Below are 21351 nucleotides of genomic sequence, written 5' to 3'. Positions count from 1 at the left end.
TCGACCAGCCGACGCGTACTCCGCGCGGATGATCCTCAGAGCCGCTTCTGCCACGCCCCCGCGTACGACACCGGCACGAATCCGAGTGCCTCGTTGATGCTCAACATCGGACGGTTCTCCTCCGCGTTGAACGTCGACACCACTGCCGACTCCGGCATGAGCTCTCGCCAGCGCAGCAGGTTCGCGCATTTCACGATCGTGCCGAGGCGGTGCCCGCGGTGCTCGCGCGCCACGAGCGTGCCGAACTGGTGCGTGACGCCTGACCGGTCTGCGCCGATCAGCAGCTCGTTGTAGGCGACGAGCGCGCCCGAGGGGACGTGCTGCACGGCGACGACCGAGAACGCCTGGCCAGCGGAGGTGTTGCGCACATCGCGGCGGACGACCCGCTCGGCATCCCACTCCTCGGCGACGAACTCCATGTCGCCACTGGGGGCGTCGGTCGACAGGCGGGCGAGGATCGCCGCGTAACCGTCCCGGTACTCGGGTGGGGTCGGCGCCATCCAGTGCACGGTGCGGTAGTCGGGTCCCGCATGCTGCTCAGCCTCGGCCAACGCCGCGACGAGCAGAGTCGGGTCGGCGCGCAGGTCCAGCTCGCTGTTGCGCTCGACCTGCTCGCACACGTAGCCGTGGCGCTCGAGCGCCTCCGACAGGCGGGTGGCGGGGATGCGCCCCCATCCGGTGCGCGGGGTGATCATGCGGTCTGTCTCGATCGGCCGGTGCAGCGTCCACATCTGCACGAGGGTGCGGCCGCGGGCCTGCGCCTCGCGCTCGGCGAGTTCGAGAAGCGCATCCTCGACGCCGAGCCCCGCTGACGACTCGGGCACGAGGAGGTCGATCTCCGCGGCACGGGCCTCGGCCTCCTGGGCGAAGTCCATCGCGAGCATCCCGACGATCTCCGTGCCGATGCGCGCGACGAAGCCCAGGCTCAGTGCGTCGGTGTTCTCCTGCCACGCGGGCAGCATCTGCTCGGCATCCGGCGCGAGGTCGGGCAGCCCGGTCTCCTCGTCGCAGATCTGCCGGTTCAACGCCCCGAAGGCCCGGAAGTCCGCGGCCTCCTGGTCGTCGAGCGATGCAGGGACGAGCAGCGGTGTGATGGTGAGAGCCATCGTGCTCATGTGAGGTCCTTTCTCCAGGCGCCTTCGTAGGCGATGGCGGTGAAGCCGAGGGCTTCGTTGATGGCGAGCATGGGTCGGTTCTCCTCGGCGTTGTAGGTGATGATCGACGGCGACTCCGGCGCGACGTCCGACCAGCGGAGCAGCGCCGCGCACTTCACGAGCTGCCCGATCCGGTGTCCGCGGTGCTCGCGGAGCACGAGGGTGTCGTGCTGGTGCGTCGTCGCCGAGAGATCGGGGCCGATGCCCAGCTCGGTGAAGCCGGCCAGCTCGCCCGTGTCCACGTGCTGGGCCGCCGTCACGAGCAGTCTCTGCGACATCTCGACGATCCTCTGCTCGCTGCGGATCAGACGGTCGGCGTCCCATGCCTCCTCGTCGGCGTCGAGGCCGGCCGAGGGGGCGTCCGTCGACATCCGCGACTTCAGCCACGCGAACCCGTCGACGTGTTCGGCGGGCGTGGGGATCTCCCATTGCAGCACCCGGTAGCCGGTCGACGCCTCCTGCGCCTTCGCGAGCAGCTGCTGCGCCCGCTCGTGAGACTCCGCGGTCCGCGGCAGACTGCTGATGCGATACACCTGCTCGAGCACGAATCCGTGCCGGGTGAGGAAGCGGGCGACGTGGTCGTCGGGAACGCTTCCGATGCCCGTGCGCGCTGTCAGCCGGTCACCGTCGCCCTGCTGCTGCTCCGTCCAGTTCTGGATGACGGTACGACCGTGGTCGCGGGCGAAGGCCTCGATGTGCGGGAGGATCGCGCTGCCGATCCCGCGGCCCCAGACCCGCGGGCGCAGTTCCACCGTCGCGATCGCGACCCGCGAGCCCTCCTCGTGGGGGATGTCGACCACGGCGCGGCCGACGGTCTCGTCACCGACGCGGACCGCCCAGACGCGAGTGGTGCGCTCCTCGCGGGAGCGGAGAAGCGGCAGCAGCGCTTCGTGAGTGAGGTCCTGCTCCTCGCGACCGGTGATCTCGCGGTACACGAGGTTGCGGATGCGGGCGAGTTCGCGGAACTCGTCGGCGTCCGCCGCATCCGCCCGTGCGGGGAGCACGAGCGGATGCAGCGTCGCCTCGGCGGTGAGTCCGATGCTCATGACGGCCTCCGGTCAGCGCAGCTGACGCTGCAGGTCGAACGTGAGCAGTGCGGTGGTCTCGGCGGCGGAGCGCGTCCGACGGTCGAGATCGATCAGCTCTGCGGTTCGGGCCGTCGCGATGCGGCGGATCCGTCGCGGATGCTGAGCCCTCTGGAGCAGCCAGAGGCCGATCCGGAGGGAGAGACGATCGGCGAGCGCGAGGCGCTGCAGTTCGTCGTGGTCGGGGATGTGCAGGACCAGCTGGTCCTCGGTATCCGGCGGGTGGGTGGTGCTGCGGTACAGCGTGGTGTTCACGATGGTGTCCTTCGGTGAATGGTGGTGATGAGGCGAGACTGCGTCGGCACCGATGCGCGGACGGACGACGCTTCGTCGTCGGTCGACCGGTGCGGACGGGCCGGTCCCGGACCGCGAGGATGCGGACGCCGGGTCGGCGGCAACCGTGATCCGAAGACGGATCAGCGGGAGGGGGCGCGAAGACGCGCTGAGGACGATGCCCGATGACGGGCGGAGTCCTCCGGAGGCTGCTCTGCGGACGAACGATGCGGCTGAGCCGTCACGCGTTCTGATCTACGACAGAGAGCTACGACGGACGCCGGCGGTTACCGAGTGCGCAAGGCGCGGCGCAAAGGGCGCGGCGAGGCCTGTGGCCTGTGCGTTCAGCTGAGTGATCATCATCGGTAACCTCCTTTCGTGTGGCGATCCGGAGGTTCACGGTAGCGAAGGCTCACAGCCGACGTCAAGCATCCCGGGCGTGTCCGGCGTGTCGCATCCCTGTGTCGTTCACCGTCGAACCGCGCGGGATGCCGGTCCTGGCGCGGGATTCCGGTAGCGTGAGGGCGTGATCCAGCCGGGAAGCGCGGTACGCGCATGCATCTGAAGAGCCTGACCCTCAAGGGGTTCAAGTCCTTCGCGCAGCCGACGAGCTTCGTGTTCGAACCGGGGGTCACGTGCATCGTCGGCCCCAACGGATCGGGCAAGTCGAACGTGGTCGACGCACTCGCCTGGGTCATGGGCGAGCAGGGGGCCAAGACGCTCCGCGGCGGCAAGATGGAGGATGTGATCTTCGCGGGCACGTCGACGCGAGGCCCGTTGGGGCGTGCCGAGGTGCAGCTCACGATCGACAACAGCGACGGAGCGCTGCCGATCGAGTACGCCGAGGTCACGATCAGCCGCACGCTGTTCCGCAACGGGTCGAGCGAGTACGCGATCAACGGCGAGTCCTGCCGTCTGCTCGACGTGCAGGAGCTGCTGAGCGACTCCGGCCTCGGCCGTGAGATGCACGTGATCGTCGGGCAGGGGCGTCTCGATACCGTCCTCCAGGCGTCGCCCGAAGATCGTCGCGGCTTCATCGAGGAGGCGGCCGGCATCCTCAAGCACCGTCGGCGCAAGGAGAAGACCCTTCGCAAGCTCGACGCGATGGAGACGAACCTCACTCGCCTGAGTGACCTGGCCGGAGAGATCCGCCGGCAGCTCAAGCCCCTGGGGCGGCAGGCCGAGATCGCGAGGGAGGCGCAGACCATCGCCGCCGTGGTGCGCGACGCGAAGGCGCGCATCTTCGCCGACGACGTCGTCGCACTCCGCACGGCCCTCGCGGACCACACGCGCACCGAGCATGAGCGCCACACCGAGCGCCTGGTGCTGTCGGATCAGGCCGAGGCCGTGAGGGCGAGCATCACCCGACTCGAACAGGACCAGAACTCGGTCGCGGTCGACCAGGCGCGGGGGATCGCATTCGGCCTCGAACAGGTGCAGGAGCGGATGCGCGGGCTCTACACGCTCGCCAACCAGCGACTCGCTCTCCTCGGATCGGAGGACGACGACGCCGCCGTCACCGCGGTGACCGTGACTCAGGCCACGATCGACGAGGCCAAGGACGAGATCACGGAGATCTCCGCGGGGCTCGGTGACGCGCAGGATGCCGCGGCATCGGCGAGTCGCGAGGTCGTCGCCGCCCGCGCAGAGCTCGACACGCTCGACGTCGACATCGCCGAGCAGAGCGCTCTGGTCTCGCAGTACGACATGCGCCTGACCGCGCTGCGTGGCACGGCGGACGCGGCGGCATCCGCCCTCGCCGCTGTGCGCGGAGCGGTGCTGCGCCAGGAGAACGCACTCGAGGCCGCACACGCGCGACGCCGCGAAGCCGCGGAGGCTCTGGAATCCATCGACGGCGCTGAAGCGCCCGAAGGCACCGCCGCGGAGCACTCCGCCGCGTACGAGAGCGCGCAGCGCGCGGCCACGGCGGCCGAAGCCGAGCGAGAGACTCTGCGGGAGCGTCTGCACGCGGCCGAGCGCGAGGTGGACGCCCTCACGGCGAAGGCCGCGGCTCTCAGCAGCGCGCTGGCCGTCTCCGGCGGCGCCGCAGAGATCGTGAAGGCCGGCGGGTCCGGCATCCGAGGCCTGGTGGGGGATGCCGTCCAGGTGCGTGCCGGGTTCGAGGCCGCGATCGCCGCGGTGCTCGGGCCCCTCGCGGAGGGCGTGCTCGTCGACACAGCGGCGGATGCGTTCGCCCTCGCCGTCCAGGCGGGTGAGCACCGCAGGGGAGTGGTCGACTTCGTCGTCGCGGACGCGCTGCGTCCCTCCGTCGATCTCCCGCAGATCGCCGGGGTCACCCGCGCGATCGACACCGTGACCGCGCCGGACGGCGTCCTCGGCATCCTCTCGCACGTGATGATCGCGGATGACATCGAAGCCGCGCGGACGGCTCGGGAGACACTCGACCTCGCGGGCGACACGACGACCACGATCGTGACCGCGACCGGCGAGGTCGTCACGGCGCAGACCCTGCGCACCGGAACGGGCGGCGAGCGATCGCGCCTCGAACTCGCGGCCGAACGCGATGCCGCCACCGACCGGATGGCCGAGGTGCAGGTCATCGTCGACTCGCTGCGCGAAGCGCGGATCGACGCTGATGAGACCGTCGAGTCGACTCGTCGCCACGCCAAGGACGCGCTGCGCGCGCTCCGTGAGCATGACGCCGCACTCGCGAGCCACGCCGAGCAGGTCAACCGCATCACCGTGACGCACGAGTCGGCGGTCGCCGAGTGCGAGCGTCTGGAATCCGGCCTCGCGCAGGCGCAGGCCGCCGTGGAAGATGCCGAGCGGACGGCGGAGTCCGCGAAGGCCGAGCTCGACGACGCGGTGTCCGCACCGCGGCCGGTGCTGGATGCTTCGGCGCGGGATGGTCTGCTCGAGGCGCTCGAACTCGCTCGCGAGGGCGAGGTCAGGGCGCGACTCGAGATCGAGACGCTCCGTGAGCGCGTCCGAGCGGCGCAGGCACGGGTCGCCGGACTCGAGCGGCAACGCGAGCAGGAGCGCGATGCGGCCGCCGAGGCGGCACGTCGTGCGGTGATCCGTCGGGCTCAGCGCGAGGCGGCATCCGGAGTCGCCGACGAGCTCCCGCGCATCCTCGATTCGCTGGACCGCTCGGTGAGCGAGGCGCGACTCGCTCTGGCCGGGGCGGAAGCCGCGAGGTCGGCGCAGAACGAGGAGCTCACGGGTCTCCGTGCCCAGGAGACGTCGCTCCGGGAGCGCCTCGCGGGGCTCACGGAGAGCGTGCACGGCCTGGAGCTGCAGATCCACGAGAAGAAGCTGCACCTCGGCAGCCTGCTCGAGAGGGTCGCCTCGGAACTGGCTCTCGACGAAGATATTCTCGTTGCGGAATACGGCCCGGAGCAGCTCGTACCCCGTGATCCCGGAGCGGGGCCGGCCGACGGTGAGCTGCTCGATGACACCGCGATCCCGTTCGACCGCCGCATCCAGCAACGCCGCCTCTCGGAGGCGGAGCGCAAGCTCGCACAGCTCGGTCGCGTCAACCCGCTCGCGCTCGAGGAGTTCGCGGCGCTCGAGCAGCGCCACGCATTCCTGACGGAGCAGCTCGCCGATCTGACCCAGACGCGGCAGGATCTGCTGACGATCATCGGCGACCTCGACGAGCGCATGCAGACGATCTTCGCGAGCGCGTTCGAGGATACCAAGGAGGCCTTCGGCGAGGTCTTCCCCCTGCTGTTCCCGGGCGGCTCGGGAAGCATCTCGCTGACGGATCCCGACAACATGCTGACGACAGGCATCGAGGTCTCGGTGCGTCCGGTCGGAAAGAAGATCGAGAGGCTCTCACTGCTCTCGGGCGGCGAGCGATCCCTCGCGGCCGTGGCGCTGCTGGTCGCGATCTTCAAGGCCCGCCCGAGCCCCTTCTACATCCTCGACGAGGTGGAAGCCGCTCTCGACGATGCCAACCTCGGGCGGCTTCTCACGGTGTTCGAGCAGCTGCGGGAGAGCTCGCAATTGCTCGTCATCACGCACCAGAAGCGCACCATGGAGATCGCCGACGCCCTCTACGGTGTGTCCATGCGGCAGGACGGGGTCTCGGCGGTCGTCGGGCAGCGCGTGGGCGACCGGGCGGCGGCCGCGGTCTGACGTCGCGTCGGCCGCTCTCTCAAGGCGACCGCGGATAGGCTGGAGTCATGGCGGAGAAGTCCTGGTCCCTCGGTCGCGCGCTGCGCGGCATGTTCGTCAAGCCCACGATCGACGAGACGACATGGGAGGACCTCGAGACCGCGCTCATCACGGCGGACTTCGGTCCCGACATCAGTGAGCGCATCGTCGACGAGCTGCGCGCGAAGGTCGAGCGCTACCGCACGACCGACCCGAAGGATCTCCAGCGGATGCTGCGCGAGACGCTCGAGGAGCACTTCGCGAAGTTCGACACGACCCTGAAGCTCACAGAGCGTCCCGCCGTGGTGCTCGTCGTCGGCGTCAACGGGGTCGGCAAGACGACCACGATCGGCAAGTTTACGAAGTTCCTGCGCGGCTACCAGCGCAGCGTCGTGGTGGGTGCGGCCGACACCTTCCGTGCGGCCGCAGTCGACCAGCTCGCCACCTGGGCGCAGCGTGGGGGAGCGGCGATCGTCCGCCCGCAGCAGGAGGGTCAGGACCCGGCATCCGTCGCCTACCAGACCATCGAGTTCGCGCAGCGGGAAGGCATCGAGATCGCGATCATCGACACCGCCGGCCGGCTGCACACCAAGGGCGGTCTGATGGACGAGCTCACCAAGATCCGACGCGTCGTCGAGAAGCAGGCGCCGATCAGCGAGGTGCTGCTCGTGCTGGACGCGACGACCGGGCAGAACGGCGTGATGCAGGCCGAGGCCTTCCTGCAGCACGCGGGCGTGACGGGGCTCGTGCTGACGAAGCTCGACGGCTCAGCGAAGGGCGGATTCGTGCTCGCGGTGCAGGAACGCACCGGCATCCCCGTGAAGCTCCTCGGCCAGGGCGAGGGCATCGATGACCTCAGCGGCTTCACGCCGCACGTGTTCGTCCAGTCGCTGGTCGGCTGACGACACGCGAGGACAGGACTACCGCCGCGACCAGCGGGCTGGTTTCATATCGGTATGGCGATCGAACACGACTACTTCGGACTGCTGTCATCGGGTCCTGACGGCTCGATCTTCTGGTCGGAGACCGTGGAGCTCGGCGATCAGAGCGTGACCGTCGATCTCACTGCGCCCGATCAGGACGACGTGTCCGCGGACGCGCTCGACATCGCCGCCTCGCTCATCGCCGGACTGGAGACGGTCGACGGAACCGCGCGACGCAGCATGCTGTCGGAGGTCGACGATCGCACGAGCGAGGTGACCGAGTACATCCTGCAGCAGCAGGAGGCCTACGGCGACGAGATCGAGGACGTGCTGGTCGACGTGAGCGGAGACGCTGCGGTCGACATCATCCGCTCGCTGCGCCTCATGAGCATGACGATCCTCGCCGACGAGCACGGCGGCTCCGAGCCCTTCGCGGTCCTGGAGTACGCTCTCGACGCCGACACGACCGACGACGTCCTGCTCGTGAACCTCGGCTCCGACGGCGCGGTGCTCTCGGTCATGAGCGCCGACTGACGTCACATTTCCGGTCGCGGGCGTAGGCGCTCTCGCCGAGGTAGGCCGTTACCCGGCGCATCGTCCTACGCCGGCGTCGTCGCCTACCTCCCAACGGCCCTACCCGGTCAGACGGCCTGAGCGAAGCCCAGGTCGGCGCCCTCGGCGATGTGCGCGAGGTGCGCGGGGATCTCCCGCCCCTTCGAGGTCATCGACTGCGCCCACAGGCGACCCGCACGGTAGGAGGAGCGCACGAGGGGGCCGGCGAGCACGCCGAGGAAGCCGATCCGCTCCGCCTCCTCCTTGAACTCGACGAACTCGGCCGGCTTGACCCATCGCGCCACAGGCAGGTGCCGCGGTGACGGCCGCAGGTACTGCGTGATCGTGATGATGTCGCATCCCGCCTCGTGCAGGTCGTTCAGCGCCTGCACGACCTCTTCGGGCTCCTCGCCCATGCCGAGGATGAGGTTCGACTTCGTGATGAGCCCGGCGTCACGCCCCTGCTCGATGACGTTCAGAGAGCGCTCGTACTTGAAGGCGGGGCGAATCCGCTTGAAGATCCGCGGGACGGTCTCGACGTTGTGCGCGAACACCTCGGGACGCGCCTCGAAGATCTGCCCGAGGAAGGCGGGGTCGGCGTTGTGCTCGTTCGCGAGCAGCTCGACGCCCGTGTTCGGGTTGAGCGCGTGGATGCGCCGCACGGTCTCGGCATTCAGCCAGGCCCCCGTGTCGGGGAGGTCGTCGCGCGCGACGCTCGTGACGGTGGCGTAGCGGAGGCCCATCCGCTGCACGCTCTCGGCCACGCGGCGGGGCTCGTCGGTGTCATAGGCGTCGGGCTTGCCGGTGTCGATCTGGCAGAAATCGCAGCGCCGCGTGCACTGCGATCCGCCGATCAGGAAGGTCGCCTCGCGGTCCTCCCAGCATTCGAAGATGTTCGGGCAGCCGGCCTCCTGGCACACCGTGTGCAGGTCCTCGGTCTTCACGAGCGACTGCAGCGCCGTGTACTCCGGGCCCATCTTGGCCTTGGTCCTGATCCACTCCGGCTTGCGCTCGATCGGCGTCTCGGAGTTGCGGATCTCGAGGCGGAGGAGCTTGCGGCCCTCGGGTGCGGCGGCGGTCATGCGGAGGCTCCTGCGAGGTCGGCGGTGGAATACGAAGCGGTGAATGCCGCTGAGACGGCATCCACGATGTCGGTGGGGGAGACGGTCCGGCCGGTGATCTCGCTCACGGTGGTCACACCGGCGTCGGTGATGCCGCACGGGATGATGCCGCGGAATCCCGCGAGAGTGTTGTCGCAGTTGATCGCGAAGCCGTGCATGGTCACGCCCTGCTGCACACGCACACCGATCGCGGCGACCTTGTCTTCCGACAGGGGCCGACGTACCCAGACGCCGCTCCGGCCCTCGACCCGATAGCCGTCGACGCCGAACGGACGCAGGACGTCGATGAGGATGCTCTCGAGCCGCCGCACGTGCGCGACGACATCCATGGGCTCGGAGAGCCGGACGATGGGGTAGCCGACGAGCTGGCCCGGTCCGTGCCACGTGATCTTGCCTCCGCGGTCGACGTCGACGACCGGCGTGCCGTCGTGGGGGCGCTCGTGCGCCTCGGTGCGCTTGCCCGCGGTGTACACGGCCTCGTGCTCGAGCAGGAGGAGGGTGTCGGGGCGGGTGCCGGCGACGACCTCGGCGTGGACTCGGCGTTGCATGTCCCAGCCCTCCGTGTAGGGGACGTAGGCCGGGGCGAGTCCGGCCGTGACGATGTCGAGCATGCTGCACTCCCTTGTGAGGACTGTTCGAGAGGATGCGTTCCGATAAATGGATCGCGTCTAACAATACTCCTCGAACGTGGAGGTGGCATCGTCCGCCGAAGCTGCGCGGTACCGTGTCCTCATGACCAGCACGAGTCGCGCCGGCCGCCCCAAGGCGTCGTCCCGAGAGACGCTCGCCGAGGCCGCATGCGAGCTGTTCCTGGAACGGGGGTACGACGCGACCTCGGTCGCCGATATCACCCAGCGCGCCGGTGTGAGTCGCTCGAGCTTCTTCAACTACTTCTCCTCCAAGAGCGACGTGCTGTGGTCGGGACTGGACGCCCGCATCGACGAGGTCGGCACAGCGCTCGGTGCGCTCGGCGCAGACGCGGATGCCGCGTCGGTACGCGCCGTCCTCACGGGCGCGCTGCACGGCTTCGCACCCGACCCGCTTGCGCTCGCGCTTCGGAACCGTGCCGCGATGGGGCTGGACGAAGAGCTCACGCGCGACACCGCCCTGCGGCTGGCCCGGCTCGCGTCGATCGTCGCGTCCGCAGCATCCGCCTCCGGACTGTCGATGATCCGCGCCGAGATCCTGGGGGCTGCGCACGCCGCCGCCGTCCTGTCGTCCCTGCGGGTCTGGGCCGAACAGGGCGCCGGCTACTCGGCACCCGAGACCGCGCTCGGCGACGCCCTGCAGAACCTCGACGACCTCCGCTGGGGCTGACGCGGAACGGCGCAGAGCGCTCGGCTAGAATCGGTAGCACCATGGCTACGTTTGGCACGCTCTCCGATCGGCTCACTGAGACCTTCCGCAATCTGCGCACGAAGGGAAAGCTCACTGCGGCCGACGTCGACGGCACCGTCCGCGAGATTCGCCGTGCGCTTCTCGACGCCGACGTGGCGCTCGCGGTCGTCAAGGACTTCACCGCGAAGGTCCGCGAGCGCGCGCTGGGCGACGAGGTCAACAAGGCACTCAACCCGGCCCAGCAGGTCGTGCAGATCGTCAACGAGGAGCTCATCCAGATCCTCGGCGGCGAGCAGCGTCGTCTGCAGTTCGCCAAGACTGCCCCCACCGTCATCATGCTCGCGGGCCTCCAGGGCTCGGGCAAGACGACGTTCGCGGGCAAGCTCGCGAAGCAGCTCGAAGGGGAGGGGCACACGCCGCTCCTCGTCGCCGCTGACCTCCAGCGCCCCAACGCCGTGAACCAGCTCCAGGTCGTCGCTGAGCAGGCCGGGGCCACGATCTACGCACCCGAGCCCGGCAACGGCGTCGGGGATCCCGTCAAGGTCTCGCGTGACGGCGTCGAGCACGCACGCCGTCAGCAGCACGACGTGGTCATCATCGACACCGCCGGTCGTCTCGGCGTCGACGCCGAGCTGATGAAGCAGGCCGCCGACATCCGCAAGGCGGTCGACCCCGACGAGGTTCTCTTCGTGATCGACGCCATGATCGGTCAGGACGCCGTCAACACGGCCAAGGCCTTCCAAGAGGGCGTCGACTTCACGGGTGTCGTGCTGTCGAAGCTCGACGGCGACGCACGTGGTGGCGCTGCCCTGTCGGTCGCCTCGGTCACCGGGCGTCCGATCATCTTCGCGTCGACCGGCGAGCGCCTCGAGGATCTCGAGCCGTTCCACCCCGACCGCATGGCGAGCCGGATCCTCGACCTCGGCGACATCCTCACCCTCATCGAGCAGGCCCAGCAGGCCTTCGACGAGGAGGAAGCCGCCAAGATGGCGGAGAAACTCGCGACCGAGCAGTTCACTCTCGAGGACTTCCTCGACCAGCTTCAGCAGATGAAGAAGATGGGCTCGATGAAGAAGATGCTCGGGATGCTCCCGGGCATGGGTCAGATGAAGCAGCAGCTCGAGGACTTCGACGAGCGCGAGATCGACCGCACCGAGGCGATCATCCGGTCGATGACGCCCGGCGAGCGCCGTAACCCGAAGGTGCTCAACGGATCGCGTCGCCTGCGCATCGCCAAGGGCTCGGGCATGACGGTCACCGATGTCAACCAGCTGGTGCAGCGCTTCGACCAGGCCGCCAAGATGATGAAGACCGTCGCGCGCGGCGGGACGCCGAACATCCCCGGGATGGGACCCGTGCCCGGCATGGGCCGTCCGGGGGCGTCGTCGAAGCGTGGCAAGAAGGGCAAGGGCAAGGCGTCGGGCTCCCGGTCCGGCAACCCCGCGAAGCGTGCGGCCGAGAACGCGGGCATCGCGCCGGCATCGACTCCGACCGGCTCCGGGTTCGGTCTGGGCGGTGGAGCGAAGACCCCAACCGAGGCGGATCTCGCCGAGATCCAGAAGCTCTTCGGCAAGGGCTGAGGCGACTCACCTCCTGGTCGACACCGCGTCTTCGAGCGCGGGCTCGATCGGGATCGATCCCCGTCGTGGCCGTGCTGCGATCTGCCCTCCGATGAGGGCGACGAGCACGATCCCGATCCCCACCGCCTGCGCGCCGCTGAACGACTCGCCCGCGATCGTCGCGCCGAGGACTGTCGCGACGACCGGTGAGAGCAGCGCGAGCAGGCCCGGCGCGATCACCGGCAGCTGCTGGATGCCACGGAACCATAGCGTGTAGGCGATGAGACCGCCGACCGTACCCAGCCACAGGTAGCCGAGAACCGCTCCACCGTCGAGGTGCGAGGGGAATCCTTCGAGCGTGATCGTGAGTGGGAGCAGGAACAGGCCTCCGGCGGTGAGCTGCCAGCCGGCGTATGCGACGGGCCCCACCCCGGTGGGGCGCCCCCAGCGCTTCGTGAGGATGATACCGAGTCCCGTCGAACTCACGCCGCCGAGCGCGGCCAGGATGCCCCAGCCGTCGAGCTTCGCCTCCGGACCGAGCACGACCATCGCGACGCCGGCGGCTCCGGCGAGGGCGGCGATCGCGCTGGCGGGTCGGATGCGATCGCGGAGCACGAGTGTGCCGAGTGCCAGGACGATGAGCGGCTGCGCGCCGGCCACCGCCGCGGCGACGCCGCCCGGAAGCCGCTCGGCGGCGAGGAAGAGCAGCGGGAAGAACGCGCCGATGTTGAGGATGCCGAGCACCAGTGCCTTGAGCCACCACCACCCTGTCGGCAGGGTGCGTCCGATCGCGAGCGCCAGGAGTCCGGCGGGAAGCGAACGGAGGAGCCCGGCGAGCAGAGGGTGGCCGACCGGCAGGAGCTCGGTCGTGACGAGGTAGGTCGTGCCCCAGGACACCGGAGCGACGGCCGTGAGGAGGAGAAGCGTCAGCCTGTTCATGCATTCAGGGTCCCGCCGATCCGCTCATGAGTCCAACGCATGGTTGTCACCTCAGCCATGAAACATGATCATGGTTCCATGGACCTCCAGCAGTTGAGATACGTCGTCGCCGTCGCTGACACGTCGAGCTTCACGCGTGCCGCAGAACGGTGCTTCGTGACGCAATCCGCGCTCAGCCACCAGATCGCCGCGCTCGAGCGCGAGATCGGACAGAGGCTCTTCGCGAGGTCGAGCCGGAGCGTGCGGCTGACGGAAGTGGGGGAGGCGTTCCTGCCGCACGCGCGCGCCTCGGTCCTGGCCGCCCGACAGGCTGTCGAGCACGCAGCGGCAGTTGCAGGAGAGGTGGTGGGGGCGCTGCGTCTCGGGGTCATCCCGACGGTCACCGCGGTCGACGTCCCCGCGACGCTGCGTGCGTATCGCGAAGCGCACCCCCGGTCGCGCGTCGAGTTGCGGGTGGGCAACAGCGACGCGCTGATCGGGGCGATCCGCGCAGGAGATCTGGACGTCGCTCTGCTCGGACTTCGCGAAGGGTCTGTTCCCGAGGGCGTGGGGTCCCGCATTCTCGTGACCGAGCGGCTCGTGGCCGTGCTGCCTGCCGGTCATCTGCGGGCGGCGTCTGTCGCGGTCTCTCTCGCGGACCTCGCGGCAGAGACCTTCGCCGACTTCCCCGCCGGGACATCGGGACGTGCGCAGAGCGACACCGCGTTCGCTTCCGCGGGCCTTGAGCGCGACGTCGCCTTCGAGGTCGACGAGGTCGACCTCATGCTCGACCTCGTCGCCGCAGGTCTTGCCGTGACCCTCCTGGCCCCGGGCGTCGTCAGACGGTCACGGGAGCAGGTCGTTGCCGTAGAGGTGCAGGACGGGCCCGCCCGCAGCGAGCATGTGGCGTGGGAGGAGTCCGCTCCGCGGAGCGCTGCTCGCGCGTTCCTCGAGGTCCTGGAGGGTCGCCCCACCCGACGGTGAGAGGGCTCGTGATCGCATCAACAGGAGAGCGGGCTCGGAGGAATTCCTCCGAGCCCGCCCCTCAGCATCCTGAGATCACTTCACGTCTTCGTCGACCCAGTCCATCGACTTCGTGACGGCCTTGCGCCACAGGCGCAGCTGGCGGTCGCGCTCGCCCTCGTCCATCGACGGCTCCCAACGCTTGTCCTCCTGCCAGTTGGCGGAAAGGTCGTCGAGACCGCTCCAGAATCCGACTGCGAGACCTGCGGCATACGCGGCGCCGAGCGCGGTGGTCTCGGCGACGACCGGACGAACGACCGGCACGCCGAGCACATCGGCCTGGAACTGCATGAGCGCGTCGTTCGCGACCATGCCGCCGTCGACCTTGAGCTCGGACAGGTCCACTCCGGCATCCGCGTTGACCGCGTCGAGGACGTCGCGGGTCTGGAACGCGACCGCCTCGAGCGCTGCCCGCGCGATGTGGTTCTTGTTCGCGTAGCGGGTGAGGCCGACGATCGCGCCGCGGGCGTCCGGACGCCAGTACGGTGCGAACAGCCCGGAGAACGCGGGGACGATGTATACGCCACCGTTGTCCTCGACCTGCTCGGCGAGCTTCTCGACCTCGGGAGCGGAGGAGATGATGCCGAGCTGATCGCGCAGCCACTGGATCAGCGATCCCGTCACGGCGATCGATCCCTCGAGCGCGTAGTGGGTCGGCTGGTCGCCCAGCTTGTACCCGACCGTCGTGAGCAGCCCGTTCTTCGAGCGGACGATCTCCTCGCCCGTGTTGAAGATGAGGAAGCAACCGGTTCCGTACGTGTTCTTGCTCTCGCCCTTGTCGAAGGCCGCCTGGCCGAAGGTCGCCGCCTGCTGGTCGCCGAGGATGCCGGCGATCGGCGTCTCACGCAGCAGAGAGGAGCTCTCCGCTGCGCCGTAGACCTCGGAGGAGGAGCGGATCTCCGGCATCATCGAGCGCGGCACGCCGAAAGCCTCGAGGATGTCGTCGCGCCACTCGAGCGTCTCGAGGTCCATGAACATCGTGCGCGAAGCGTTCGTGACGTCGGTCGCGTGGACGCCGCCCTCGACCCCGCCGGTGAGGTTCCAGAGCACCCAGCTGTCGGTCGTGCCGAACAGCAGGTCGCCGGCCTCGGCCTTCTCGCGGGCGCCGTCGACGTTCTCGAGGATCCAGGTGATCTTGGTCCCGGAGAAGTACGTGGCCAGCGGGAGGCCGACGATCGACTTGAAACGGTCGACACCCTCGTCGCCCGCGAGGCGGTCGACGATCTCCTGCGTGCGCGTGTCCTGCCACACGATCGCGTTGTACACGGGCTTGCCGGTGTTCTTGTCCCAGACCACGGCGGTCTCGCGCTGGTTCGTGATGCCCACGGCTGCGATGTCGTGCCGGGTGAGGTCGGCGCGGCTCAATGCGAGGCCGATCACCTCCTGCACGTTGCGCCAGATCTCGGACGCGTCGTGCTCGACCCAGCCGGCCTTCGGCAGGATCTGCTCGTGCTCCTTCTGGCCGGTCGCGACGATGCTGCCCTTCTTGTCGAAGATGATCGCGCGGCTCGACGTCGTCCCCTGGTCGATCGCGATGATGTAGTCAGCCATTGTGTGTTCTCCTTTGAATCGATCTGCGGGCGATCAGGGTCAGGCGGCGGCGGCGAGGCCCAGGAGGACCGGCGCGGCGAGGGCGGCGAGGGCGCCACCGATGAGCGGGCCCACGACGGGCACCCACGAGTACGACCAGTCGCTCGAACCCTTGCCCTTGATCGGCAGGATCGCGTGCGCGATGCGAGGGCCGAGGTCGCGGGCAGGGTTGATCGCGTACCCGGTGGGGCCACCGAGCGACGCGCCGATCGCGACCACGACGAGGGCGACGGGCAGAGCACTGAGCGGTCCGAGGCCTCCGGGGACGCCGATGTCGGCGACGCCGTAGTCGGCGAACGCGAACACCGCGAAAACGAGCACGAAAGTGCCGATGACCTCGGTCACGAGGTTCCAGCCGTAGGAGCGGATCGCGGGGCCCGTCGAGAAGACGCCGAGCTTGTTGGCGGGCTCGGGCTCCTCGTCGAAGTGCTGCTTGTACGCGAGCCACGTGAGGATGGCACCGACGATCGCACCGAGGAGCTCGGCGGCGGTCGCGACCGCGAACTGCGCGAAGCCGATCTTCCCGCCGATCAGGAGTCCGATGCCGACGGCCGGGTTCAGGATCGCTCCGGAGTAGGCGGAGGCGAGGACACCCACGAAGACCGCGAGACCCCATCCCCAGTTGACCATCAGGAAGCCGCCGCCGTAGCCCTTGTTCTTGGCCAGGGCGACGTTCGCCACGACTCCGCATCCGAGGAGGATCAGCATCGCCGTGCCGACGAACTCCGAGAGGAAGTAGAGACCGAGATTCACTTCAGTCATGTCTTCATTGACCTTTCTTGTGTGCCGGGGCCCCTCAGCCCCGGCACGTTATGGGAGTTACGCCGCGAGGAGGGCGGCGCTTCGGAGCTCTCGTCAGCCGCGGGCGCGGGACGGGATCTCGAGTCCGTGTCGTTCGTTCAGCAGCAGACGGGTCTGTTCGAGCTCGGCGTCGTGCCGCTCCCGGTCCCATTCGAGCAGCGGGGCGAGGGCGTCCGCAACCTCTTCGAGCACCTCGGCATCGGCATTTCCGGTGAAGGCGATGCTCGTGCGGCGCAGGATCACGTCCTGGAGGCGGGCGACGAGTTCGTTCTTCACCATCCACTCCAGCTCGCGGGTCGAGAGATCGCCGCCTGCGAGCGGGGCGTCCGCACCCTGCTCGATGTATTCCCACACCTGGGCGGCGCGGGTGCCGTAGCGGGCGAGCAGCTTCTCGGACCGATCCCCGGCGCCGGGCAGGTTCTCCTGGATCCAGATACGACGCGCCTTCTCGGTGCGGGGGAAGTCCCGTCCGCCGCCGATCGCCCGACCTGCGGTGGAGACCGTCCGCGTGCGTCCGATCAGTCCGAGCACGGTGTCGGACAGAGACTCGCCGAGCGCGCGGAACGTGGTCCACTTGCCGCCGACGAGGCTGACGAGCGGTACGGCGCCCTTCCGGTCGACCTCGACGCGGTAGTCCCGCGACACGAATCCGGGAGCCGTGTCCTCGTGGCGGGGGAGCGGGCGGATGCCGGAGAAGTTGTAGACGATCTGCTCGCGCGTCACCGCGATCTGCGGGAACACGTGGTGGATGAGATCGAAGAAGTAGTCGATCTCCTCTTCCGTGCAGACCGGGACCTCGCGCGGGTCGGCGTCGATGTCGGTGGTGCCGACGAGCACCCGGCCCTTGAGCGGGTAGATCAGCACGATGCGGCCGTCGGAGTGCTCGAAGAAGATCTCGCGTCCACGCGTCGCCTCGAGGAGCTCCGGGTGATCGAGCACGATGTGCGATCCCTTGGTGCCGCCCATGAAGTGCGTGTCGGTGCCGAGCGCGTCGTTCGTGAGGTCGGTCCAGGGGCCTGAGGCGTTGACGACGACGTCTGCGGTGACCGCGAACTCGGTGCCGCTCTCGCGGTCGCGGAGCAGGACCTTGTCGCCGTCGCGGGAGATCGCCTCGACGTAGTTCAGCGCGACCGCGCCGGGGTGTGCCGCGCGGCCGTCCTGCAGCACGTCGAGCGCGAGGCGCTCGGGATCGTGCATCGATGCGTCGTAGTACGTCGCGGTGTACTTGATGTTCGGGTCGAGGTGGGGGAGCTCGGCGAGCGACTTCTTGCGTCCGAGGAAGCGGTGGCGGGGGACCGTGCCGCCGTCGCGCGAGAACGTGTCGTAGATCGTGAGGCCGATCTTGATGAGGAAGGCGCCGCGCTCCTGCGGCTTGCCGCTCTTGTGCGTCAGGAAGCGGAGGGGCGCCGAGAGGATGCCCGAGAACGTGGAGTAGATCGGGATCGTCGTCTGCAGCGGCTTGACGTAGTGCGGTGCGATCTTGAGGAGGCCGTTGCGCTCCTCGACGGACTCGCGGACGAGGCGGAACTCGCCGTTCTCCAGGTACCGGATGCCGCCGTGGATCATGTGGCTCGACGCGGCGGACGCCCCGGAGGCGAAGTCGCCGCGCTCGACGAGGACGACGTCCACACCCTGCAGGGCCAGGTCCCGGAACGTCGAGATGCCGTTGATCCCCGCTCCGATGATGAGGACGCTCGTGCGTCCGTTCTCTCGTACGGCGCGGACCTCTGCGCGCTCCGGTGACGAGTGTGTCGACTCGATCATCTTCGACCTCTCTTCTGTGCGTGCCCCCAGCATCGACCCGATGTATCCGCACGCGCAAGTCCACTGCACATATGTGCAAGGATCGAGGTCGAGGAGGACCAGATGGCCCAGTCGGATGCGGGATCCCGCGATTCCAAGCTGATCGCGGCGCTCACCGCCGCACAGTTGTACTACATGCAGGACAAGACGATGGAGGTCATCGCCCAGGAGCTGAAGACGTCGCGCTCCTCGGTCTCCCGGCTGTTGAGCTTCGCTCGCGAGAGCGGTCTCGTCGACATCCGCATCAACTCTCCGCTCGAGCGGCTCGGGATGCTGGAGCAGAGGATCCGTGATCGGCATCGGGTCGTGGCGCACGTCGTGCCGACACCGGAGATCGTCAGCGAGGTCGAGAGGCTCGAGCGCGTGGCGCTCACCGCCGGCCGTCTGCTCTCGCAGTTCGTCGACTCCAACATGATCGTGGGCGTCGCCTGGGGGTCGACCATCAGCGCGGTCAGCCGCGGTCTCACGCAGAAGGAGACGCACAACACGACCTTCGTGCAGCTCAACGGCGCAGGCAACACGCAGACGAGCGGCGTCGAGTACTCCAGCGACATCCTCCAGCGATTCGGCAGCGCGTTCGGCGCACAGGTGCAGCAGTTCCCGGTCCCGGCCTTCTTCGACGATCCCTCGACCCGTGAGGCGATGTGGCGCGAGCGCAGCACGCGACGGGTACTCGACCTGCAGGCCAAGATGGACATCGCCGTGTTCAGCCTCGGATCGCCCGCTGCGGAGGTGCCCAGTCGGGTCTATGTCGGCGGGTACCTGGGACGAGACGACTACCGGAGCCTTCGGGAGGACCACGCGATCGGCGATGTCGCGACCGTGTTCTTCCGCGCCGACGGCTCCTGGCGGGACATCAGGGTGAACGCACGGGCTACCGGTCCTGGGCTCGACAGGCTGCGGCGTGTTCCCCGACGCGTATGCGTGGTCTCCGGCATCCCCAAGCTGGTGAGCCTGCGCGCCGCGATCGCCGCCGACCTCGTCACCGACGTCGTGCTCGACGAGGGGCTCGCACGACGGCTCGTCGAGGACTAGGGGCCTCGACGGTGCGCGCGGCTCAGGGGATGTCGGTCGAGGCTTCGGGACCGGAGCGGAACTCGCGGATCAGGTGCTGCACGACCGCCTGCAGGTTCCCGCCGGTGGCGTTCGCGATCGTCAGCTGCCGTTCGTAGCTCGCGCCGTCCGTGAGGATCGTGTCTATGCTGCCGAACTCCCGCACGCAGCCGAGTTCCACGGCGAGCGGCGCGAGTTCCTCCAGTATCTCCGCGACGTGGTCGCGCACAGGACGCTGCGTGCCGGCGGCATCGACGATCACGCGGGCGTCGAGGCCGTAGCGAGCGGCGCGCCACTTGTTCTCGCGGTGATACCACGAGGGCAGAGTCGGAAGAGCGCGTCCCTCGTCGAGCTCGCGCGAGAGATGCTCCACCAGGACCTGGACGAGCGCGGCGACGGCGGCCAGCTCGGGAAGGGTCGAGAGCCCGTCGCAGGCACGGACCTCGATCGTCCCCCAGCGAGGAGCGGGACGGATGTCCCACCGCACCTCCGTCGCGTCCGCCATGACCCCTGTGCGCACCATGTCGTCGAGATAGGACTCGTACTCCGACCAGTCGGCGAGCTGCCAGGGGAGACCTGCCGTCGGAAGCTGCTGGAACACGAGTGCGCGATTGGAGGCGTACCCGGTGCGCTCACCCGCCCAGAACGGACTCGACGCCGACAGCGCCTGAAGATGCGGGAGGTATGCCGCGAGCGCGTTGATGATCGGGATGACCTTGCGCTTGTCCTCCACGCCGATGTGCACATGGATTCCCCAGATCATCATGTTGCGACCCCACCACTGGGTGCGCTCGATGAGCGTGTGGTACCGCGTCTTGTCGGTGACCTCCTGGTCGAACCACTGCGCGAAGGGGTGGCTCCCGGCGGAGAGCAGCTCGATCCCGGCGGGATCGGTGGCGCTGCGGACAGCGGAGATCGCGTTCGCGATGTCGTCGACGGCGTGCGCCACGGAGTCGCCGATGCCGCTGGTCACCTCGATCGTGTTGGTGAGGAGCTCGCCGGTCACCGTGTGGCGCTCATCGGCGCTCTCGGCCTCCAGCGCGGACAGCAGCTCGGGGGCGCGGCCCACGAGATCGCCGGTCGCCGGATCGGCGAGCATGATCTCCCATTCCAGGCCGACGGTGGAGCGTACGGAGGACGCGAACTCGAGGGGCACGCGCTCAGTCTGACACGCAGCGTCGGCGACACGGCAAGGCCCGTGTCGCCGCGTTTCGCTCCTGGCGCGTGGATCTGGCAGAATAGAGGGTCGGACGACGTGCTCGACCCTCTATCCAGCACGAGTCCTCCCTTTGAGCTTCCGCCGGGAGTGCACCCCACTCTCCAGGCGACCGGTTCGTCACTTTCCACACAATTCAGGAGAATCGTGGCTGTCAAGATTCGTCTCAAGCGCCTGGGCAAGATCCGCGCGCCGTACTACCGCATCGTCGTCGCCGACTCGCGCACCAAGCGCGACGGTCGTGTGATCGAGGAGATCGGCAAGTACCACCCCACCGAGGAGCCCTCGTTCATCGAGGTCGACTCCGAGCGTGCGCAGTACTGGCTGTCCGTCGGTGCGCAGCCGACCGAGCAGGTCACCGCGCTTCTCAAGATCACGGGCGACTGGGGCACCTTCAAGGGCGACAAGGACGCGAAGTCCACCCTCAAGGTCGCCGAGGAGAAGACGGCCTTCGAGGCCGACTCCTCCAAGAAGTCGGTCATCAAGCCCAAGGCGGAGAAGAAGGAAGAGACTCCCGCTGCGGAGGCTCCCGCCGCCGAGGCCGACGCGGAGGCCGCTGAGGCTCCCGCCGCCGACTCCGAGTAATCTGCTGTGCTCGCCGCCGCGCTCGAACACATCGTCAAGGGGATCGTCGATCACCCGGAGGATGTGCGTATCAACGCCTCCACCTCGCCGCGAGGCGACCTTCTCGAGGTGCGTGTGCACCCCGACGATCGTGGACGCGTGATCGGGCGCGGCGGCCGCACCGCCAAGGCACTGCGCACGCTCATCACCGCCCTGGCTGATGGCCGTCGCGTCCGCGTCGACGTCGCGGACGACTGAC

19 protein-coding genes are annotated in these 21351 nt (G+C 68.8%); 9 read left to right on the top strand and 10 right to left on the bottom strand.

The features are described 5' to 3' along the window. Positions 1 to 35: 35 nt before the first annotated feature. From AKH00_RS02330 to AKH00_RS02320, 3 genes are read right to left on the bottom strand one after another with little or no spacing between them, the layout of a single operon-like run. The gene (locus AKH00_RS02330; protein ID WP_050721092.1) at positions 36 to 1115 is read right to left on the bottom strand and encodes a GNAT family N-acetyltransferase; all 1080 of its coding nucleotides are present in this window, start codon (positions 1113 to 1115) and stop codon (positions 36 to 38) included. Continuing rightward, positions 1112 to 2200 (bottom strand): GNAT family N-acetyltransferase, encoded by a 1089-nt coding sequence (locus AKH00_RS02325; RefSeq protein ID WP_050721091.1) that lies wholly within the window; start codon positions 2198 to 2200, stop codon positions 1112 to 1114. Before AKH00_RS02325 ends, AKH00_RS02330 begins: the two co-directional genes overlap by 4 nt. Positions 2201 to 2212: 12 nt before the next feature. Beyond that, entirely contained in the window at positions 2213 to 2494 is a 282-nt protein-coding gene (locus AKH00_RS02320; protein WP_050721090.1) for a hypothetical protein, read from the bottom strand. Positions 2495 to 3067: 573 nt separating this feature from the next. Here AKH00_RS02320 and smc point away from each other — a divergent pair. Genes smc through AKH00_RS02305 form a run of 3 tightly spaced genes read left to right on the top strand, consistent with a single transcriptional unit; the run spans position 3068 to position 8088 of the window. Beyond that, positions 3068 to 6613, top strand: a complete 3546-nt coding sequence (gene smc, locus AKH00_RS02315) for a chromosome segregation protein SMC (RefSeq protein WP_050721089.1) — start codon at positions 3068 to 3070, stop codon at positions 6611 to 6613. Positions 6614 to 6660: 47 nt separating this feature from the next. After that, positions 6661 to 7533 carry a signal recognition particle-docking protein FtsY gene (ftsY, locus tag AKH00_RS02310; RefSeq protein ID WP_050721088.1) on the top strand — a complete coding sequence of 291 codons (873 nt, stop codon included), beginning with the start codon at positions 6661 to 6663 and terminating at the stop codon, positions 7531 to 7533. Positions 7534 to 7587: 54 nt separating this feature from the next. Further along, positions 7588 to 8088 carry a DUF2004 domain-containing protein gene (locus AKH00_RS02305; RefSeq protein WP_050721087.1) on the top strand — a complete coding sequence of 167 codons (501 nt, stop codon included), beginning with the start codon at positions 7588 to 7590 and terminating at the stop codon, positions 8086 to 8088. A gap of 107 nt (positions 8089 to 8195) precedes the next feature. Here the strand turns inward: AKH00_RS02305 and lipA are convergent, their stop codons facing one another. Both lipA and lipB read right to left on the bottom strand, forming a co-directional pair. Further along, a complete protein-coding gene (lipA, locus tag AKH00_RS02300; protein WP_050721086.1) occupies positions 8196 to 9188 on the bottom strand; it encodes a lipoyl synthase in 993 nt (330 codons plus the stop codon). Then, complete coding sequence (lipB, locus tag AKH00_RS02295) at positions 9185 to 9886, bottom strand: lipoyl(octanoyl) transferase LipB (RefSeq protein ID WP_268768101.1); 702 nt, start codon at positions 9884 to 9886, stop codon at positions 9185 to 9187. Before lipB ends, lipA begins: the two co-directional genes overlap by 4 nt. Positions 9887 to 9959: 73 nt before the next feature. Here lipB and AKH00_RS02290 point away from each other — a divergent pair, with 73 nt between their 5' ends. Both AKH00_RS02290 and ffh read left to right on the top strand, forming a co-directional pair. Continuing rightward, on the top strand, positions 9960 to 10544 hold the full coding sequence (locus AKH00_RS02290; protein WP_050721999.1) for a TetR/AcrR family transcriptional regulator: 585 nt from the start codon (positions 9960 to 9962) through the stop codon (positions 10542 to 10544). A gap of 41 nt (positions 10545 to 10585) precedes the next feature. Then, the gene (gene ffh / locus AKH00_RS02285) at positions 10586 to 12145 is read left to right on the top strand and encodes a signal recognition particle protein (protein ID WP_050721084.1); all 1560 of its coding nucleotides are present in this window, start codon (positions 10586 to 10588) and stop codon (positions 12143 to 12145) included. 6 nt (positions 12146 to 12151) lie between these two features. On the opposite strand, the gene AKH00_RS02280 is transcribed toward ffh, so the two are convergent. After that, positions 12152 to 13063 carry an EamA family transporter gene (locus AKH00_RS02280; RefSeq protein WP_050721083.1) on the bottom strand — a complete coding sequence of 304 codons (912 nt, stop codon included), beginning with the start codon at positions 13061 to 13063 and terminating at the stop codon, positions 12152 to 12154. A 78-nt stretch (positions 13064 to 13141) separates the two neighbouring features. Here AKH00_RS02280 and AKH00_RS02275 point away from each other — a divergent pair, with 78 nt between their 5' ends. Further along, positions 13142 to 14026 carry a LysR substrate-binding domain-containing protein gene (locus tag AKH00_RS02275; protein WP_050721082.1) on the top strand — a complete coding sequence of 295 codons (885 nt, stop codon included), beginning with the start codon at positions 13142 to 13144 and terminating at the stop codon, positions 14024 to 14026. A gap of 75 nt (positions 14027 to 14101) precedes the next feature. On the opposite strand, the gene glpK is transcribed toward AKH00_RS02275, so the two are convergent. From glpK to AKH00_RS02260, 3 genes are all read right to left on the bottom strand, one after another. Further along, a complete protein-coding gene (gene glpK, locus AKH00_RS02270; RefSeq protein WP_050721081.1) occupies positions 14102 to 15616 on the bottom strand; it encodes a glycerol kinase GlpK in 1515 nt (504 codons plus the stop codon). A 39-nt stretch (positions 15617 to 15655) separates the two neighbouring features. Continuing rightward, positions 15656 to 16417 (bottom strand): MIP/aquaporin family protein, encoded by a 762-nt coding sequence (locus AKH00_RS02265; protein WP_050721080.1) that lies wholly within the window; start codon positions 16415 to 16417, stop codon positions 15656 to 15658. 93 nt (positions 16418 to 16510) lie between these two features. Further along, positions 16511 to 18220: a glycerol-3-phosphate dehydrogenase/oxidase gene (locus AKH00_RS02260; RefSeq protein WP_050721079.1), complete on the bottom strand. Its 1710-nt coding sequence runs from the start codon at positions 18218 to 18220 to the stop codon at positions 16511 to 16513. A 102-nt stretch (positions 18221 to 18322) separates the two neighbouring features. Here AKH00_RS02260 and AKH00_RS02255 point away from each other — a divergent pair, with 102 nt between their 5' ends. Then, positions 18323 to 19294 (top strand): sugar-binding transcriptional regulator, encoded by a 972-nt coding sequence (locus AKH00_RS02255; RefSeq protein WP_050721078.1) that lies wholly within the window; start codon positions 18323 to 18325, stop codon positions 19292 to 19294. 22 nt (positions 19295 to 19316) lie between these two features. On the opposite strand, the gene AKH00_RS02250 is transcribed toward AKH00_RS02255, so the two are convergent. Further along, positions 19317 to 20468: a glutamate--cysteine ligase gene (locus tag AKH00_RS02250; protein ID WP_050721077.1), complete on the bottom strand. Its 1152-nt coding sequence runs from the start codon at positions 20466 to 20468 to the stop codon at positions 19317 to 19319. A 207-nt stretch (positions 20469 to 20675) separates the two neighbouring features. Between AKH00_RS02250 and rpsP the strand changes: the two genes are divergently transcribed. Together rpsP and AKH00_RS02240 are read left to right on the top strand one after the other, a co-directional pair. Beyond that, a complete protein-coding gene (rpsP, locus tag AKH00_RS02245; protein ID WP_050721076.1) occupies positions 20676 to 21113 on the top strand; it encodes a 30S ribosomal protein S16 in 438 nt (145 codons plus the stop codon). Between the two features lie 6 nt (positions 21114 to 21119). Then, positions 21120 to 21350, top strand: coding sequence for an RNA-binding protein (locus AKH00_RS02240; protein ID WP_050721075.1), 231 nt, complete (start codon positions 21120 to 21122; stop codon positions 21348 to 21350). Position 21351: the final 1 nt, after the last annotated feature.

Source organism: Microbacterium sp. GCS4 (assembly GCF_001262495.1).
GTDB lineage: Bacteria > Actinomycetota > Actinomycetes > Actinomycetales > Microbacteriaceae > Microbacterium.
Note: the sequence above shows the minus strand (reverse complement) of the source record. Positions and strands in the feature narration are given on the sequence as shown.

Bases quoted from the DNA above. Each gene is read 5' to 3' on its own strand.
- AKH00_RS02330 (WP_050721092.1), bottom strand. From the start codon at position 1,115: ATGAGCACGATGGCTCTCACCATCACACCGCTGCTCGTCCCTGCATCG.
- AKH00_RS02325 (WP_050721091.1), bottom strand. From the start codon at position 2,200: ATGAGCATCGGACTCACCGCCGAGGCGACGCTGCATCCGCTCGTGCTC.
- smc (WP_050721089.1), top strand. From the start codon at position 3,068: ATGCATCTGAAGAGCCTGACCCTCAAGGGGTTCAAGTCCTTCGCGCAG.
- ftsY (WP_050721088.1), top strand. From the start codon at position 6,661: ATGGCGGAGAAGTCCTGGTCCCTCGGTCGCGCGCTGCGCGGCATGTTC.
- AKH00_RS02305 (WP_050721087.1), top strand. From the start codon at position 7,588: ATGGCGATCGAACACGACTACTTCGGACTGCTGTCATCGGGTCCTGAC.
- lipA (WP_050721086.1), bottom strand. From the start codon at position 9,188: ATGACCGCCGCCGCACCCGAGGGCCGCAAGCTCCTCCGCCTCGAGATC.
- AKH00_RS02290 (WP_050721999.1), top strand. From the start codon at position 9,960: ATGACCAGCACGAGTCGCGCCGGCCGCCCCAAGGCGTCGTCCCGAGAG.
- ffh (WP_050721084.1), top strand. From the start codon at position 10,586: ATGGCTACGTTTGGCACGCTCTCCGATCGGCTCACTGAGACCTTCCGC.
- AKH00_RS02280 (WP_050721083.1), bottom strand. From the start codon at position 13,063: ATGAACAGGCTGACGCTTCTCCTCCTCACGGCCGTCGCTCCGGTGTCC.
- AKH00_RS02275 (WP_050721082.1), top strand. From the start codon at position 13,142: ATGGACCTCCAGCAGTTGAGATACGTCGTCGCCGTCGCTGACACGTCG.
- glpK (WP_050721081.1), bottom strand. From the start codon at position 15,616: ATGGCTGACTACATCATCGCGATCGACCAGGGGACGACGTCGAGCCGC.
- AKH00_RS02265 (WP_050721080.1), bottom strand. From the start codon at position 16,417: ATGACTGAAGTGAATCTCGGTCTCTACTTCCTCTCGGAGTTCGTCGGC.
- AKH00_RS02260 (WP_050721079.1), bottom strand. From the start codon at position 18,220: ATGATCGAGTCGACACACTCGTCACCGGAGCGCGCAGAGGTCCGCGCC.
- AKH00_RS02255 (WP_050721078.1), top strand. From the start codon at position 18,323: ATGGCCCAGTCGGATGCGGGATCCCGCGATTCCAAGCTGATCGCGGCG.